This is a genomic window from Rouxiella badensis (genome assembly GCF_026967515.2).
GTDB lineage: Bacteria > Pseudomonadota > Gammaproteobacteria > Enterobacterales > Enterobacteriaceae > Rouxiella > Rouxiella badensis.
In genome coordinates this window covers 4576959-4592425 of the sequence record NZ_CP114062.1, presented here as the reverse complement: position 1 = coordinate 4592425, position 15467 = coordinate 4576959, and the positions used below count along the sequence as shown (strand labels likewise).

Genomic DNA, 15467 nt, shown 5'->3' with positions numbered 1-15467 from the left:
AGAGAAGGAAATTGACAGGTTATAAGTCGGGCCTGACTGGCATCAGACCCGGTAAGCGCTATTTAGTCTTTTTTATCACTGTAGCTATAACCATAGTGGCTGTAGCCATAGCCGTAATAACTGCTTGCTTTCTTAACGACGCCATTGAGGATGCAGCCTTTAACTTCAACGCCACTTTGTTCAAAGCGCTTTACGCTAACTTCAATTTCTTTCGCGGTATTCTGTTCGAAACGAGCAACCAATAAAGTGGTTCCTGCGTAACGACCTACTACCGCCGCGTCGGTCACCGCAAGAATCGGCGGTGTGTCAATCATAACAAGGTCGTAATTCTCGGAAGCCCACTCAAGTAACTGCTTGAAACGCGGATGCATCAAAAGCTCAACCGGGTTTGGAGGAAGCTGACCACGGGAAATAAAGTCAAAATTCACCGCAGGAAGTTTTTTAATGCACTGTTCAGCCGTTGTCTTACCCGCCAAAAGGTCGGATAAGCCGTTCTCAAAACCTGTATTAAACAGTTTGTGGGTGTAACCTTTACGCATATCTGCATCGATAAACAGAATACGCTGTTCGCCCTGCGCGAGTATCGCAGCAAGGTTACTGCTGATAAACGTTTTACCCGCATTAGGGCTTGCGCCGGAAATCATCAGAATATTATTTGATGCTTCCATCATCGCAAAGTGCAGGCTGGTACGCAGACCGCGAATTGCTTCAATGGCCAAGTCAGCCGGGTTCTCAAGCGCCAGGAAACTCCCCCACTCAACCTGCTTACGGGTCTTGAGTTTGCCTGTTTTAGCAACGTTTTGTTTATTGAGCCATTCTGACACTGGTACACTGGCATATACGTTGATACCCAGTTCTTCGAGCTGTTCAGGTGAATCGATACCACGACGCAGGAAGACTCTCAAGAGCACCAGGCCAACCGACAGGAACCCTCCCAATATCATTCCAGCCAACACAACAAGCGTTTTCTTCGGCTTAATGGGCTTAGGCTGGGTTACAGCATCATCAATGATGCGCACATTTCCAATTGCACTGGATTCAGCAATGCTTAGCTCCTGCTGGCGATTAAGCAATTGCATATAGATTGCACGACCAGAATCAACATCACGACTTAAACGTAACACTTCCTGTTGGGTTGCAGGCATGCCAGAAACGCGCTTATTTAGCTTCTCTTTCTCTTGCTCAAGCACGTCACGTTTTTCAAGCAACGCTTTATAAGTTGGATGGCTTTTGGTGTACAACTGAGATATTTCTGCTTCGCGGAAGGTCAATTCATTGAGTTGATTATCAACATTAACTATCTGATCTAACGCTGATTTGGTTTCAAGAGATAAATCAACCGAGTCACTTTTTCGACGATACGCGTTCAACTTGTCTTCCGCTGTATCTAAATCGCTACGGACTTTAGGTAATTGCTTTGACAGAAACTCAAGACTTTTTGCATCTTGTGCCGCCTGACGCGCAATATTCTGTGCTAAATAATTTTCGCTAATGCTGTTAAGAATATCTTTGATTTGTTGAGGGTCGGCACCTGCCAATGTCAGATTCAGAATACCTGTATCCTTACCCATATCAGCAACTAAGAAAGTTTTCTGTAATGCATTTATAGCGTCTAGACGTGTCTGATAATTAATAATGAACTGCGTTCCCGCCTTGGCGTTCATTTTATTAACTAACAAAGAAACACCTTGATCTGTTAGAAGTTCACCAACCCTCCCCTTGAGGTCATGCTGAAGGATTTTTCCAGAAATATGATAATTAATCTCATCATCAACTGTCAGGGTTACAGTTGGAGTTTTTCCATCAACACTGGCTAGATAGAGCCTATTGATTGCTAACTGACCCGGTTTTTCCCCCATCATTCGTGCCCAGCCGCGGCCAAACACCGGGAAATACTTCTGCTCAATATCAGCCTGAAGATTCAGATCATCAACCGTTTTACCAATCACCATACGAGATTGCAGCAGGGCAATCTCGGGCGTGGACTGTGGTTGGCTATCAGGCAACATTTGGCTAAGACTATTAATCAGAGCATTACCCTGTTTTTGCTCAACCTGAATCATTGCATCAGACTGATAAATTGGAGTAGCAAAAAGCGCGTAGATAATTGCCAGAACGGTAAATACCGCAGTAACGCTGATAATTAATTTACGGTGATCGATTAATTCACCGATGAGACGCCCCAGATCTATCTCATCGGAGTCCGGAGTTGCCGGTTTATTGGAAATAACAGAAGACATGCAATAAATTCCTAAAAGTTAGCCACCCAGTTTCGCTGACCAGCTCTGGCAAGCTTGATCAATTAACTGATATACATATTCGAAAGCTTCCTCGCTCTGGCGATATGGATCGGGGATCTCTTTTTTATTTAGCCAGTGCCCTAATAAAAGGGTTTTTCCGCGAGCTTCTGTAGCCTGCTGGGTGACCTGCTCAACGTGAGATCGTTCCATCACCAGGATCAGGTCATACTGTCTGGCCAGCTGGGCGCTGAACTGCCGCCCGCTGTGTCCTTCAAGAGAAAGCCCATGCTTTTCAGCAGTTAACGAGGCCTGTTGATCGGCCTCATGGCCGACTAATGCGCCGACCCCTGCTGAATCAATCTTTTTATCCGGTAATAATTGGCGCAACCGCCTCTCTGCCGTTGGCGAACGGCAAATATTACCGGTACAAATAACCAAAACCGAATTAAACATTCATCATTCCCAGTTCTTAATGTATTGCGCAGTCTGTACTGAATAGTAAGTTCCGGTAATTGTTGGGACCAATTGTGAAATAACGCGGTTCCAGCGAACAACTGGAGCAGTAGTCACATAAACAATATCGTATGGTTTAAGTTCAAACTGCGATGCCATAACCATTGCAGATGCGTCTTTCGCATTCAGCTGATAAATATTGGCAATATGCCCATCTTTATCCCCCCCTCTGATCTGGCGAATAACAAATATGCCGGATGCATCAGACTCAACCTGGCTAACACCGTTGGAATTACCCAGCGCTTCAGCCAATGTCATGCCACTGCGGTCCATAATCTGGGTGCCTTGCTTGACAACTTCCCCCATTACGAACACTTTCAGATTATCGTTGCGTGGTACGTACAGAATATCACCTGGATACATCAGGTGGTTCTGCGTCAGGTCGCCCTTCTGCAATAGTGCATATAGGTTAATAGTCTGGTCTTTGCCGTCGTGAGTCAGCACGGCATTACGCCAGTCTGCATCCGTCGCCAATCCGCCCGCATCATTAATTGCATCAATAACTGTAAGCGGAATATTACTGATCGGTAATTGACCCGATTTTGAAACTTCACCCGAAATATAGGCCTTCTGCGAACGGAATGCTGCCACGCTCACGTCTACCTGCGGGCTCTCGATGTAGGTAACCAGTCGGCTCGCTATCTCACTACGCACTTCGCCGATAGTTTTGCCTGCTACGTGAACCTTACCGATGTAAGGATAGAAAATATCCCCATCTTCTCCGACCCAGTTACCTGTGTCAGCGGCACTACGATATTGACCCGCAGGCGTTGTCAGCTCTGGGTGGTCCCAAACAGTGACATCTAAAACATCGCCAATCCCGATACGATACTCATAGTTGTTCAGCAAGGCGTCAAGCTGAGGATTAGGTCTGGAAATAATCGGATTTGGGCGCATTTTCTGCACGATACTCGGCGTCATTGGATAGACGTTAATCTTCTGATTCCAGTCTGCATCGCTGTCCGGCAGCTCTACCACATTTTTGCGCAGGCTGTTTATACCCTGTCCCGGAACCACAGTACACCCACTGAGTAATCCCACAAAAACAGCCACTGCTGTCAACTTGATTGCATATTTTTTTGTCATTGAGTTAATTCAATAGTTAGAGTCAAGTTAAGGAAAGGACGCACTACCCTCATCCCCTATTTTAATTTCCGCACGCGTTATGCAATTCGGCTGATTAGAGGTTTAAAGGGACATCCAACTGCGCACTTGCACCCACATCATTGCTGTCACTGTGGTTAGCATCGGTATACCAAAGTCCAAGGTTCAAACGTACAGAGCGATAAACGTCTCCCCCCCAACCGAGCTGTACACCCTTAAGGGTGTCGGCATGCGGGAAGGCATGGTTGATAGCTTCGCTTTCAGGGTTAACCTTGGCATACGCAAGACGAATACTCCAACGCTGGTTGTCTTCCGTCACTAACTCGGTTTTAGCCGCAAGAAGCTGTCCATCGCCGCCCATTGCATCACCCAGTGGATAGCCCTGCTGGTAATAACCGTCGGTATAAATGTGGTGGGTATAACTGTAGCCTGTTCTTGATCTGTCGGTACGCGTATCGTGACCTTCGAGATACCAGTTAATAGCATCTTTATTCCAGCTATGGTGACCTTCAACACCCACCAAATACATATTTGCCGAAGGCAGTTTGCCGGACTCATCTTCACCGATCATCTGACCATAGAAGCTGACTGGGATACCTAATGTTGGCTCGAGTTTATATTTGAAGTCGAAACCAGCCAGCTGGTTACCTGGCTCATTAGGGTCATTAGGTGCGGTATTATCATTACCAATTGCCGCATCCCAGAAGTTATCCAACGATTCAGGACGCCCCTGGCCACCCCATTGAATAATACGTGAAGCTCCTAACTCCAAAGAACGCCAGGGAGAAATGCTCAATCGGGCGCCAATAATTTTGGTATGAGGAACGGCGGTATACTGTGCCTCCTGCGCCGCGGAGATTTGATATTGCCAAGGACCGACCCAGTTCATCCACCAGGTTTTCGGTGCATCCTGACTATCACGTTGCAGCATAAAACCGGTTAGCGGTCGTGCAGCATCGGAACGAATCAGGCTCCCTTCATAACCCGGTCCCCACCATTGTGGAGTCTGACCGAATGAAAGCCACTGGTCCCAAATTTTTACAGCACCGTAGCTGTTATTAAGGTTAACGTGTGAAGGGGAACCGATTTGCTCGTCACCTTCCCAGTTGGCCTGCAGATGTACGTCCCACCAATCTCCGCTCTGGTTTGCTGCCAAAGACAGTTTATTATCGGCCGTAGGTGTCTGTGCGAATCCCTGTGGAGTGCCTGGCTTGTCGGTTGAAGCGTAACCGGTAATATGAACATCGGATTTCAGGCTGCGCAGGCGTTCCTGAACCCTTTCAATCGCGAGTTGCTCAGAAGAATAAGAAGGATGGGCTTTTTTCAATGCCTGTTCGACGGCGTCCTGGCTAAGTGGCCAGGTGGTCAAACTTAACTGTATAACGCCACGGTCAGCCAACCAGGTTAAATCAGACCGTAAATCGTTGTCAGGAAGAAGCAATCCGTTGGCAAACGCACTGCCTAATGGTAATAAGGCAAGCCCGATACATAATCCTAGAAAGCGAGTTTTAGAACGAGCTGGTTTTACTGCCATTGTTTTTTCCATCAGGGTAATCCCTCTCCTTTGCCGATGATGACGGTTTATGGTCAATTTAGGATGGACAGACCCATCCGTAATGTCGATATGGGAAAATAGCGCAACGTTTATAGAGTGTATAAGTCGGCTAGTTCATTCTGTTGAGGTTCAGACAGCATAACCAAATTTAATGGTTGCACGGCTGATAATGCCACAGGGGGCTGTAGGGGTTATAGATTTTTCAACCAGTGGCACGTGAAATCGCTTGAAAATGACCCACGCTACCGCCTTGGCTTATCAGCTACCAGAGCACTGTGGGCTTCTAGCCCGTTAATCGCTGGGCGATTATTCCGTTTTTTTAACCAAAACCAGTAAATATGCTTATTTACCCTTTGGTTATTGCTCACTGACCACAACAAACTTTCTATCTATACACAGCGAAAAACCGGCACCTCTAAGACGAGGGACGGCTTGCGATATAGAAACAGAATGTGAATTACCCATTATCGACACATTGACTTAATTGTTAAGGAAAATAAAACGAAATCAGTAGTTAATTTCACTTTTTTTGTAACTTACTTAGCAAAACTTCCCCACTTTCATTTTCATTCTTAACCTTACAGTTCCTCGTCGTTATCATCGACCCCGCAAGTTAAACAAAATTCATAGTCATAAACGATAGGAAAAAACCTGTTTTTCTATTGCTTGCTTAATCTAGATCAAAAAACGTTGACACAATGTCTATAAGGGAAGCCGACTTTTGTTTCATTAGCCTCATTAAACACTCTGAAAGAGCGAGACGAAATGGCCCTTTCAATAATGAAACAGTAAGGACTTATCGTTACAAATTGACCTTCAGAATAGGGCAATATTAAGGATAATTTCAGCAAAACGTGGAAAGAAAACGCAGTGACTCAGTAAGGGATGTGGGTAAGGTTAGAAAGGTAATTCAGCCTGGCGGCTGAGCAAAGACTTCGCTGTCGCTGCCGATGTACCAAGGTTGTGGCCTTCGAGCGCCAGCAGAAATGACTTTGCTTCAAGCCCACCGGCAAATCCTGTCAAAGCCCCTGATGCGCCAATCACTCGATGGCAGGGAGCAATAATTGAAATAGGATTACGCCCGTTCGCCGCGCCGACTGCGCGCACCGATTTAGGGTTACCAAGGGCCAGCGCAATTTGCCCATAGCTGCGTGTTTCACCAAAAGGGATCGCGAGCAAGGCCTGCCAGACCTGTTTTTGGAACGGAGTTCCCTGAAAATCTAAATCCAGCTCGAACTGTGTACGTTTACCAGAAAAGTACTCATTGAGCTGTAGTTCCGTTTTCAGGAGTATGGGCGAGTGGTTGTCCTGGATTAAGCTGCCTAACCTGACGCGGTTTTCACGCTCGTGCTCCCAAAGCACAGCGGCTAGACGACGGCCTCTGGCAACAAGCGTCAATACGCCCACCGGTGAGTCCATTAGTTTGAAGGCGTTTTCCATATCTAACCCTGGAGGCAGTAACAAGACTTCCACCAGTGTAGAGAATGTCGGCTGCTTAGCAAACCCAATAAAAGATAATTATCTCGCTTCTTTCTATGTCCGCCAGGCAGCATCACGCTAATTATTGCTTCGACATCTCGGCCTGAAGCTCGGCTTTCGCCGCGTCATACTCGCGATTGAAGTCCGGCTGCTCAAACATTTTCTGTGCAATGAGTGCAGCACCCGTGCGGCTCATCACGGTATCTGAGCGATAGTGGAACCCAGCAATCAGACGGTTTTCAGCATAATCGGACGCACGTGCAAACAGCGCGTTGCGTTTTTCAGGAACCATATCTCCTAACACCGTCGCCATCAGATACCCTAACGTCGAATGACCTGACGGCCACGAGCCAGAACTGGATTTTTTCAGCAACGGATGGATCTCATCGTTAAGCATGTAGGGACGTGGGCGATGGAAATATTTTTTAGCGCGATCGTCCACCACGTCTTCGGTCGAAACGATGCGGTCAAAAAAAGCACTCAATTTTGGGAGCCTGGCTGCATCGAAATTTGGCCCCATCACGTCGGCAAAGCGCCACACATTTTCCTGTGCATCAGCGATAGCGGCCTTCTCTTGCTCAGGGGTACGTTTCGCCTGAATCGCCAGAAGTTCGGCGATTTCTGCCTTGGTTTGCGCTGAATCATCCGCCGGAGGTGCAGGCAGATACTGAGTCAAATCTACCTCTTTGGCGGTGATAAACGGTTTGGCTTCGTCGGCAGCATTTACGTTGAATGCTGCCCCGAAAATAAGGAAGGCGAGAACGGCGACGAAATTACGCAAGGTAAAACTCCTGATGATGGGAAAAGATGGCAGGAGTTTATTGAGAGAACGTGACAGTCAAATGACAAAAAATAGCCGCTTTAGAGTTTGATTTTGTATTGATAACCTATTTTCATCAATCCAAAACTATTGCGAGCACCTAATTTCTGCATCACATTTCTTTTGTGTGTTTGTACGGTTTTATAGCTCACGCCCAGGTGTTCGGATATTTCCACTGGGGTACTATTATTTAATAACAGCGACATTACCCTTAGTTCGCTTGAGGTTAATGACAGCTCGTTATTATCGGCATTAACGATAGCCAGCAGATTGGGGCTGCAATAATAATCACCGGAAATCCCTTTATTGATAGCATGCCTTATCTCGGAAATATCGTCCTTTTTCGAGATCAAAACACGCGCCTTGCACTTCATTAACTCTTTGATAAGAAAAATATTATCAACATCCGTAAAGACGATCAGTGTGACGTTGTTCCAATGCTGAGAGTTACGCCGTATAAAGTCTATACCATCCATAGGAAATAGGTTTGTATCATATATTTCCATGACGATAACGTCGATCATTTCTGCATCAAGCATAGACTGTAACGGTGGGAAACCTTTTAACGCCCCCCGAATTTTAATGTCTTCAGGAATTAACGTTCTGATGGCCATGCAGGTAAAGGAATGGGGTTCCATTAAGACCAAGTTTTTCATAGTTCCCTTAAATATAAAGAGTCATCCTAACGGCACATAAAAATATAAAATTACCCGCACATCATGAATAGGGTTTATTTTGTTAATTTCAATTAAGAAGTAAAAAACCATAAATCACGCTTATGACCATTTTTTATATCGCCACTTGTTGATTTTGGAAAACTTAACCCTAACGAGATGAACCCAGAATGTTGCTTTTCGACTCAACTTTACATAAAAGCAACAATTATCGCCGCAGAGTAGTGATAGGATTTTTCTTAGTAAAGCTTTTGCAGCTAGAAACAACTCCAAAAACTCTTATGAGTTAATGTCAAAAATGTTCGGATTTGGCGCTAAACCGGCCAAACAAAAAATTTTGCATTAATATTTCTACTGTTTTAAGGAAAAAAGTGTTTCAGCTTTGCTCACAGCGCTAAGCCAATCAATCTGTGCATAAAGAGGCCAAAACCCTCAAAGCAGTCGGAGAGGCCATGGGGCGAAAAGTTAAATTTTCGTTAAAATCGCATAAGGCTGAATATTTTTATAACTTTTATGCGATTTGTGAGGGTTAATATTCCAGATTGTTTTTTGCACAAAATCGAAATCCAATGATAGAATGTGACCTGAATCACACTTTACATCATTTAACTTTTCCAATTTTCTACTATTACCTATTTAGATTCAGTGCGTTGCTCTGAAAATATGTTGTTTCGTAAGCGTAAAAGATTGACTGCATTATAGGAACCCATTCGATGAATACCCTGACTACTGGATTCATGATGATGCGCTGGGAATTACTGAGCGCACTTATGATGTTTTTCGCCAGCCAATTAAATGTGGTTTGCCGTCAAACCAGTAAGAACACTCTGGCGTTCATGTGTAGCGGCCTGGGCCTCTCTATGACCTGTTGGTTTGTGATGGGATTAATGGGAATGACCTTCAGTATTGAGGCCGTGACTCAGTTCTGGATGACCTCCAAACATGTGTTCATCGACATTATGAGCCAGACCCCGACTAACTGGCCAATGCCTTGATATATAGATTTTTATTTTTCTAATTTGCTAGTGCGGCATCGCGCGCTCTTCTTCGCTGATGCCGTTTGCTCTTTCCCTTATTGACCTCCCTGCCCTGCTCTTTTATTGCCTCTTTAATGCGCCATCCCCTTGCCAAAATTTGCGAGTCGCCTCGACAGAAAACAATTTTTCCTTTGTTAATCAAATATATTAATTGCTAAAGCGCGAATTACCGTATTAGATTCTCTCTACGCATTATGCCTAATGTATAAAAAACTTTATCTGTATGTTTTTATGAGCTTTACCCATACGCTGACGATGGGACAAGGGATAATTAATGAAAACGCATCATATTATTAGCGCACTCTTTTTGACGTTGAGCGCTCCGCTTTATGCCCAAAGCCCGACAACGCGTCCAGAATCCTCGGGAATTCCACAGTTGCAGGTCAAAGCACGTGACGCCTTTATTTCCGGCCTGATGAAAAAAATGACGCTGGACGAAAAAATAGGGCAGCTTAATCTGGTAAGCGTCGGGCCCGATAATCCAAAAGAAAAGATTATGGCTGATATCAGAGCCGGCAAGGTCGGCGGTGTATTCAACACCGTGACAAAGCCCGATATTCGCCGCATGCAGGACCAGGTACAGTTCAGCCGATTAAAAATCCCCCCGTTCTATGCCTATGACGTCGTTCACGGTCAGCGTACCGTTTTCCCAATTAGCCTGGGTTTAGCCTCAAGCTGGGACATGAATACCGTGGCGCTTAGCGCACATATTTCCGCTGAGGAAGCTGCCGCCGACGGCTTGAATATGACCTTCTCACCGATGGTCGACATCACCCGTGACCCACGCTGGGGGCGAGTGTCGGAAGGCTTCGGCGAGGACACGTTTCTTACCTCGCGCATGGCCTATGTCACCGTTAAAGCCTATCAGGGCGACGATGCGTCCGGACCAGAAAGCGTGATGGCAAACGTGAAACATTACGCGCTGTATGGTGCCGTCGAAGGCGGTCGTGAATACAACACGGTAGACATGAGCCTGTCGCGTATGTTTAACGACTATATGCCTCCTTATAAAGCAGCAATCGACGCTGGCGCAGACGGCGTGATGGTTGCACTCAACTCCGTAAACGGTGTTCCCGCAACCTCAAACGCCTGGCTGTTGAAAGACGTTCTGCGCAACCAGTGGAATTTTAAAGGCCTCACGGTCAGTGATCACGGCGCAATCGGTGGTCTGGTGAAACACGGTGTGGCGGAAAACGACCGTCAGGCAGCAGCCATGGCCCTCAAGGCCGGAGTCGATATGGATATGGCCGACGACATGTACGGCAAATATCTCAAGGGCCTGCTGAAAGATGGGCTGGTTTCACAGCAGGATATCGACCGCGCAGTGCGGGATGTATTAACCGCCAAATGGGACATGGGCCTGTTTGCAGACCCGTATCGTCATCTTGGTCCGGCTTCTACCGACCCTGTTGATACCAATGCAGAGAGCCGTTTGCATCGCAACGAGGCTCGAGAAGTGGCCCGCACTTCGTTGGTGTTGCTTAAAAATGATAACCACACCCTGCCGTTGCAGAAAAAAGGCACCCTCGCGCTGATTGGCCCTCTGGCAGACAGCCAGCGTGACATGATGGGCAGTTGGTCTGCGGCAGGCGTAGCGAAGCAGTCGGTCACGGTGCTCAAAGGCATGCAGGATGCACTGGGTGATAAAGCCACCCTGCTTTACGCTCGCGGCTCGAACATCACCAATGATAAAAACATTTATGACTTCCTGAACTCCTATGATAAAGCGATAACCAACGATCCGCGTACGCCGCAACAGATGATTGACGAAGCGGTGAAAACTGCCGACAAGGCCGACGTGGTGGTTGCCGTGGTTGGGGAGTCTCAGGGAATGTCTAGCGAGGCCTCAAGCCGCACGGAAATCGATATCCCACAGGCACAGATAGACTTGCTCAAGGCCCTTAAGGCGACCGGTAAACCGCTGGTTCTGGTATTGATGAATGGTCGTCCATTAACCTTAAGCTGGGAAAACGACATCTCAAATGCGATGTTAGAAACCTGGTATAGCGGCACAGAAGGCGGGCATGCCATCGCCGACGTTCTGTTTGGCGACTATAATCCATCGGGCAAACTGCCGATGACCTTCCCACGCGCCGTCGGACAAATTCCTATTTATAACAGCATGCTAAATACTGGTCGTCCGTTTAATCCGCAGAAGCCAGACAAATATACTTCCCGTTATTTCGATATTCCCAATGGCCCGCTTTTCCCGTTTGGCTATGGCTTGAGTTACACCGATTTCAGCGTTTCAAACGTCAGCCTTTCGTCAACCACGCTGTCTAAAACGGGGGAAATCAGGGCCAGCGTCACGGTGAAGAATACTGGTAAAGTAGCAGGAGCAACGACAGTTCAACTCTATATTCGCGACGTCACAGCTTCGATAAGTCGTCCTGTTAAAGAACTGAAAGGTTTTGAGAAAATCGATTTACAGCCGGGTGAAGAAAAACGTGTCACCTTTACGCTTCGCGAGAAGGATCTTCGCTTCTTCGACAACCAGCTAAAATGGGCGTCGGAGCCAGGGAAATTTAACGTATTTATCGGTCTGGATTCGGTAAATGTTAAAGAAAACAGCTTCCAGCTTAAGTAATAGGCCCAGCTAACGTTCACCGCCTCCCGACAAATTGTGTCGGGAGGCGACGCACCTTTAACCGCCGTTCGACAATAATTTATGACCCCTATCACAATCATTGCAGCCTCAGTTTGAAAGCCACGCACCACGCGTTAGATTTAACTTCATCTCATCCGACCACTTGTGTGAATTAATCAAATTTACGGCGGTAGCGGAATTTCTTGATGGAGTACGTTATGAATAATCAATCCGTTCCCTATCCCCATCTTTTTGCTCCTCTCAATCTGGGTTTTACCCAGCTCAAAAATCGCGTTCTGATGGGTTCGATGCATACCGGGCTTGAGGAGATGGAAAACGGCCCAGAGCGGCTTGCGGCCTTTTATGCCGAGCGCGCGGCAGCGGGAGTGGGCCTTATAGTCACCGGAGGGATAGCCCCCAACGTGCAGGGCGTGGTGTATCAGGGCGGATCGGTGCTCAACGACGTTTCACAGATTGCCCATCACCAGACGGTAACCGAAGCAGTGCATGCCGCGGGCGGGAAAATTGCCCTGCAAATTCTCCACGCCGGGCGCTACAGCTACCAACCTACCCTCGTCGCTCCTTCGGCAATACAGGCTCCTATCAATCGCTTTTCACCCCATGCGCTTAGCGAAGAAGAGATAGAACAGACCCTCGACGACTTTGCTCACTGCGCCAGTCTTGCCCAACAGGCAGGCTATGATGGTGTGGAGGTCATGGGGTCAGAGGGCTATCTGATTAATGAATTTTTAACCGCACGCACCAATCAGCGCAACGACGCGTGGGGCGGCAGCTTCGAGAAGCGGATGCGCTTCGCCATTGAAGCGGTGAGCCGCGTTCGCGCGGCCTGCGGCTCGGACTTCATTATTATCTATCGTCTGTCGATGCTCGACCTGGTTGAAGACGGCTCAAGCTGGCAAGAAACAGAACAGCTGGCAGTAGAAATCGAGCGTGCTGGTGCCACCCTTATCAACACTGGAATTGGTTGGCATGAGGCGCGTGTCCCGACCATCGCCACCCGCGTCCCACGTGCAGGCTTTAGCTGGGTGACGCAACGGCTGATGGGTAAGGTCAGCATTCCGCTGATTACCACCAACCGCATCAACGACCCTCAGGTCGCAGAGACATTATTGGCACAGGGCGCGGCAGATATGGTTTCGATGGCCCGCCCGTTCCTCGCCGATGCAGCCTTTATGCAGAAAGCCGCCGAGGGCCGCGCGGATGAAATAAATACCTGTATCGGCTGTAATCAGGCCTGCCTCGATCAGATTTTTGTCGGTGAGCTGACCTCCTGTCTGGTCAACCCGCGCGCCTGCCGCGAAACTGAGATGCCGATTATCGCAACCACACGACCTAAACGTCTTGCCGTAGTGGGCGCTGGGCCGGCGGGTCTGGCTTTCGCCACTACGGCAGCTCAGCGGGGGCATCACGTCACGCTCTTTGACGCCCAGCAGGAGATAGGCGGCCAATTTAATATCGCCAAACAGATCCCCGGCAAAGAGGAGTTTTACCAGACGCTGCGCTATTTCACTCGTCAGCTCGAACTGCTCAAGGTACAGCAGAGGCTCGGCGAAAGAGTCGATGTCCGTGCGCTCGAAGACTATGACGAGGTCGTTCTCGCCTGCGGAATTTTGCCACGCCTGCCGGACATCGAGGGTATCAAACATCCAAGCGTGCTGACCTATCTCGACGTTCTGCGTGATAAAAAACCGGTCGGTAAACGCGTAGCCATCATCGGCGCGGGGGGCATTGGATTTGATACCGCCGAATACCTCAGCCATGCGGAATCCTCATCCAGCCTAAACGTTGAGGCATTCAACCAAGAATGGGGAATCGACTCGAGTCTTCAACAGCGCGGCGGATTGTCGGCCAGCGGCCCTCACTCTTTACCGTCTGGGCGAGACATCACCCTTTTACAGCGCAAGGCCAGCAAGGTCGGTGCCGGTCTGGGCAAAACGACAGGCTGGATCCATCGTGCCAGCCTGTTGGCCCGCGGTGTGCAGATGATTAACGGCGTAACCTACCAACGTATTGACGAGCGAGGGTTACACTTTACGCGTGAGGGAGAGGCTTACTGTCTGGAAGTGGATAACGTGATTATTTGCGCGGGTCAGGAGCCGCAGCGCAGCCTTGCTGAACCCTTGCTTGTAGCAGGAAAAGTCGTGCATCTGATTGGGGGGGCGGATATCGCGGTAGAACTGGATGCCCGTCGCGCAATCGATCAGGGCACCCGTTTGGGACTCGCGATTTAACCGTTAGTAACCGGCGTTGGTTTTCACCGCACGCAGGATAACAAACTTCTGGTTAGTGGCGATGGTGGTACAGTTGCCGAACAGGCGACGCAGTTTCTGGTAGTAGTCCAGATGACGGTTGCCAACGATACGCAGCTCGCCACCCGGCAGCAGGCAACGCTTGGCGTCACAGAACATGCGCCACGCAGTATCATCACTGATGACGGTGCCCTGATGGAAAGGCGGATTGCATAACACGGCGTGCAGCGTCTCGCGTTCGACGCCTGACAGCATGTTATTGACCTCAAATTCGCAGCGGTCGAGGTCCTGCGGCAGATTATTGGCAACGTTGGCGCGGCTAGATTCGACGGCCATATATGACTCATCGACAAACAGCATTTCCGCTTCAGGGTTCAGCGCCAGTGCGGTAATGCCGATAACGCCATTGCCGCAGCCCAGATCGGCGATGCGCCCTTCAATACCTTCCGGCAAATGCTGCATAAAGAAACGGGCACCGATGTCCAGGCCGGTACGCGAGAACACGTTGGCGTGGTTGGTGATACGCATTTCGCTATCATCCAGCGCCCATTCGGTGGTGACCGGCTCGGCAGGCTGCATGTCGCTTTCTGGCTGACAGTGGATCAGACGCGCTTTCTTCCAGGCAAGGCTGGTGCGTGTCGGGCCAAGGATCTTTTCAAACAGTTGCAGCGTGGAGGTGTGAATATCACGCGCTTTCGCACCGGCGATAATCTGCGTATCCGGCGTCACCACTTCACGCAGGGCGCGTAGCTGTTGCTCAAGCAGTGCCAGCGTTTTAGGAACTTTAATGACAACCAGACCCGGTGCCTGAGGCAGTGGCGCAAGACTGCTCTGAGTCGTGACCAGAGAGTCGTCCATGCCGTTCAAACGCAGGTTATAACGCGTTGAAAGCTCGCTCATAAAGGAATCACCCACGCTCACGGGTGAGAACTCATGCAGCGCGCAGGCCAGAGTGCCAAAGCTGTCGTTGAAAATCAGCACGGGACGGCCATTGAGTGTGTCGGTGGTCAGGGTTTGCAGCAAATACTCATCTGCCGCTTCCCATGCCTGCAACGTGGTGGATTCTTCCTGTAGCGGATAACGCACCAGTTCTAGTTGCAGTGTACCCAGTTCAAAATGGCTCATTGGCCCTCCTCATAATTCAATTTGCGCTGTTTATCCCTTAAATTGCGCTATCAGTAAAATGTT

Annotated in this window: 11 protein-coding genes; 3 read left to right on the top strand and 8 right to left on the bottom strand. The window is 48.6% G+C overall.

The window, feature by feature from the left end; genetic code table 11:
- Nucleotides 1–62 precede the first annotated feature (62 nt).
- The 7 genes from O1V65_RS21250 to O1V65_RS21220 form a co-directional block, all read right to left on the bottom strand.
- A complete protein-coding gene (locus O1V65_RS21250) occupies nucleotides 63–2240 on the bottom strand; it encodes a polysaccharide biosynthesis tyrosine autokinase (protein ID WP_227977636.1) in 2178 nt (725 codons plus the stop codon).
- Nucleotides 2241–2258: 18 nt separating this feature from the next.
- Nucleotides 2259–2693, bottom strand: coding sequence for an arsenate reductase/protein-tyrosine-phosphatase family protein (locus tag O1V65_RS21245; RefSeq protein WP_017493089.1), 435 nt, complete (start codon nucleotides 2691–2693; stop codon nucleotides 2259–2261).
- Between the two features lie 3 nt (nucleotides 2694–2696).
- The gene (locus O1V65_RS21240; RefSeq protein WP_269130007.1) at nucleotides 2697–3839 is read right to left on the bottom strand and encodes a polysaccharide export protein; all 1143 of its coding nucleotides are present in this window, start codon (nucleotides 3837–3839) and stop codon (nucleotides 2697–2699) included.
- Between the two features lie 94 nt (nucleotides 3840–3933).
- The gene (locus tag O1V65_RS21235; RefSeq protein ID WP_157388757.1) at nucleotides 3934–5391 is read right to left on the bottom strand and encodes a capsule assembly Wzi family protein; all 1458 of its coding nucleotides are present in this window, start codon (nucleotides 5389–5391) and stop codon (nucleotides 3934–3936) included.
- Nucleotides 5392–6309: 918 nt separating this feature from the next.
- The gene (locus tag O1V65_RS21230) at nucleotides 6310–6852 is read right to left on the bottom strand and encodes a methylated-DNA--[protein]-cysteine S-methyltransferase (protein ID WP_017493086.1); all 543 of its coding nucleotides are present in this window, start codon (nucleotides 6850–6852) and stop codon (nucleotides 6310–6312) included.
- A 121-nt stretch (nucleotides 6853–6973) separates the two neighbouring features.
- Nucleotides 6974–7672: an acid phosphatase gene (locus O1V65_RS21225; protein WP_017493085.1), complete on the bottom strand. Its 699-nt coding sequence runs from the start codon at nucleotides 7670–7672 to the stop codon at nucleotides 6974–6976.
- 80 nt (nucleotides 7673–7752) lie between these two features.
- Complete coding sequence (locus O1V65_RS21220; RefSeq protein ID WP_017493084.1) at nucleotides 7753–8367, bottom strand: response regulator transcription factor; 615 nt, start codon at nucleotides 8365–8367, stop codon at nucleotides 7753–7755.
- A 731-nt stretch (nucleotides 8368–9098) separates the two neighbouring features.
- Here O1V65_RS21220 and O1V65_RS21215 point away from each other — a divergent pair.
- The 3 genes from O1V65_RS21215 (at nucleotide 9099) to O1V65_RS21205 (ending at nucleotide 14261) form a co-directional block, all read left to right on the top strand.
- On the top strand, nucleotides 9099–9380 hold the full coding sequence (locus O1V65_RS21215) for a YjcB family protein (protein WP_017493083.1): 282 nt from the start codon (nucleotides 9099–9101) through the stop codon (nucleotides 9378–9380).
- A gap of 316 nt (nucleotides 9381–9696) precedes the next feature.
- On the top strand, nucleotides 9697–12009 hold the full coding sequence (gene bglX / locus O1V65_RS21210) for a beta-glucosidase BglX (protein WP_017493082.1): 2313 nt from the start codon (nucleotides 9697–9699) through the stop codon (nucleotides 12007–12009).
- 218 nt (nucleotides 12010–12227) lie between these two features.
- The gene (locus O1V65_RS21205) at nucleotides 12228–14261 is read left to right on the top strand and encodes an oxidoreductase (protein WP_269130006.1); all 2034 of its coding nucleotides are present in this window, start codon (nucleotides 12228–12230) and stop codon (nucleotides 14259–14261) included.
- 3 nt (nucleotides 14262–14264) lie between these two features.
- Here the strand turns inward: O1V65_RS21205 and rlmG are convergent, their stop codons facing one another.
- Nucleotides 14265–15404 carry a 23S rRNA (guanine(1835)-N(2))-methyltransferase RlmG gene (gene rlmG / locus O1V65_RS21200; protein WP_017493080.1) on the bottom strand — a complete coding sequence of 380 codons (1140 nt, stop codon included), beginning with the start codon at nucleotides 15402–15404 and terminating at the stop codon, nucleotides 14265–14267.
- Nucleotides 15405–15467: the final 63 nt, after the last annotated feature.

Coding starts and splice junctions, on each gene's coding strand:
- O1V65_RS21250 (WP_227977636.1), bottom strand. CDS start 2,240: ATGTCTTCTGTTATTTCCAATAAACCGGCAACTCCGGACTCCGATGAG.
- O1V65_RS21245 (WP_017493089.1), bottom strand. CDS start 2,693: ATGTTTAATTCGGTTTTGGTTATTTGTACCGGTAATATTTGCCGTTCG.
- O1V65_RS21240 (WP_269130007.1), bottom strand. CDS start 3,839: ATGACAAAAAAATATGCAATCAAGTTGACAGCAGTGGCTGTTTTTGTG.
- O1V65_RS21235 (WP_157388757.1), bottom strand. CDS start 5,391: ATGGCAGTAAAACCAGCTCGTTCTAAAACTCGCTTTCTAGGATTATGT.
- O1V65_RS21230 (WP_017493086.1), bottom strand. CDS start 6,852: ATGGAAAACGCCTTCAAACTAATGGACTCACCGGTGGGCGTATTGACG.
- O1V65_RS21220 (WP_017493084.1), bottom strand. CDS start 8,367: ATGAAAAACTTGGTCTTAATGGAACCCCATTCCTTTACCTGCATGGCC.
- O1V65_RS21215 (WP_017493083.1), top strand. CDS start 9,099: ATGAATACCCTGACTACTGGATTCATGATGATGCGCTGGGAATTACTG.
- bglX (WP_017493082.1), top strand. CDS start 9,697: ATGAAAACGCATCATATTATTAGCGCACTCTTTTTGACGTTGAGCGCT.
- O1V65_RS21205 (WP_269130006.1), top strand. CDS start 12,228: ATGAATAATCAATCCGTTCCCTATCCCCATCTTTTTGCTCCTCTCAAT.
- rlmG (WP_017493080.1), bottom strand. CDS start 15,404: ATGAGCCATTTTGAACTGGGTACACTGCAACTAGAACTGGTGCGTTAT.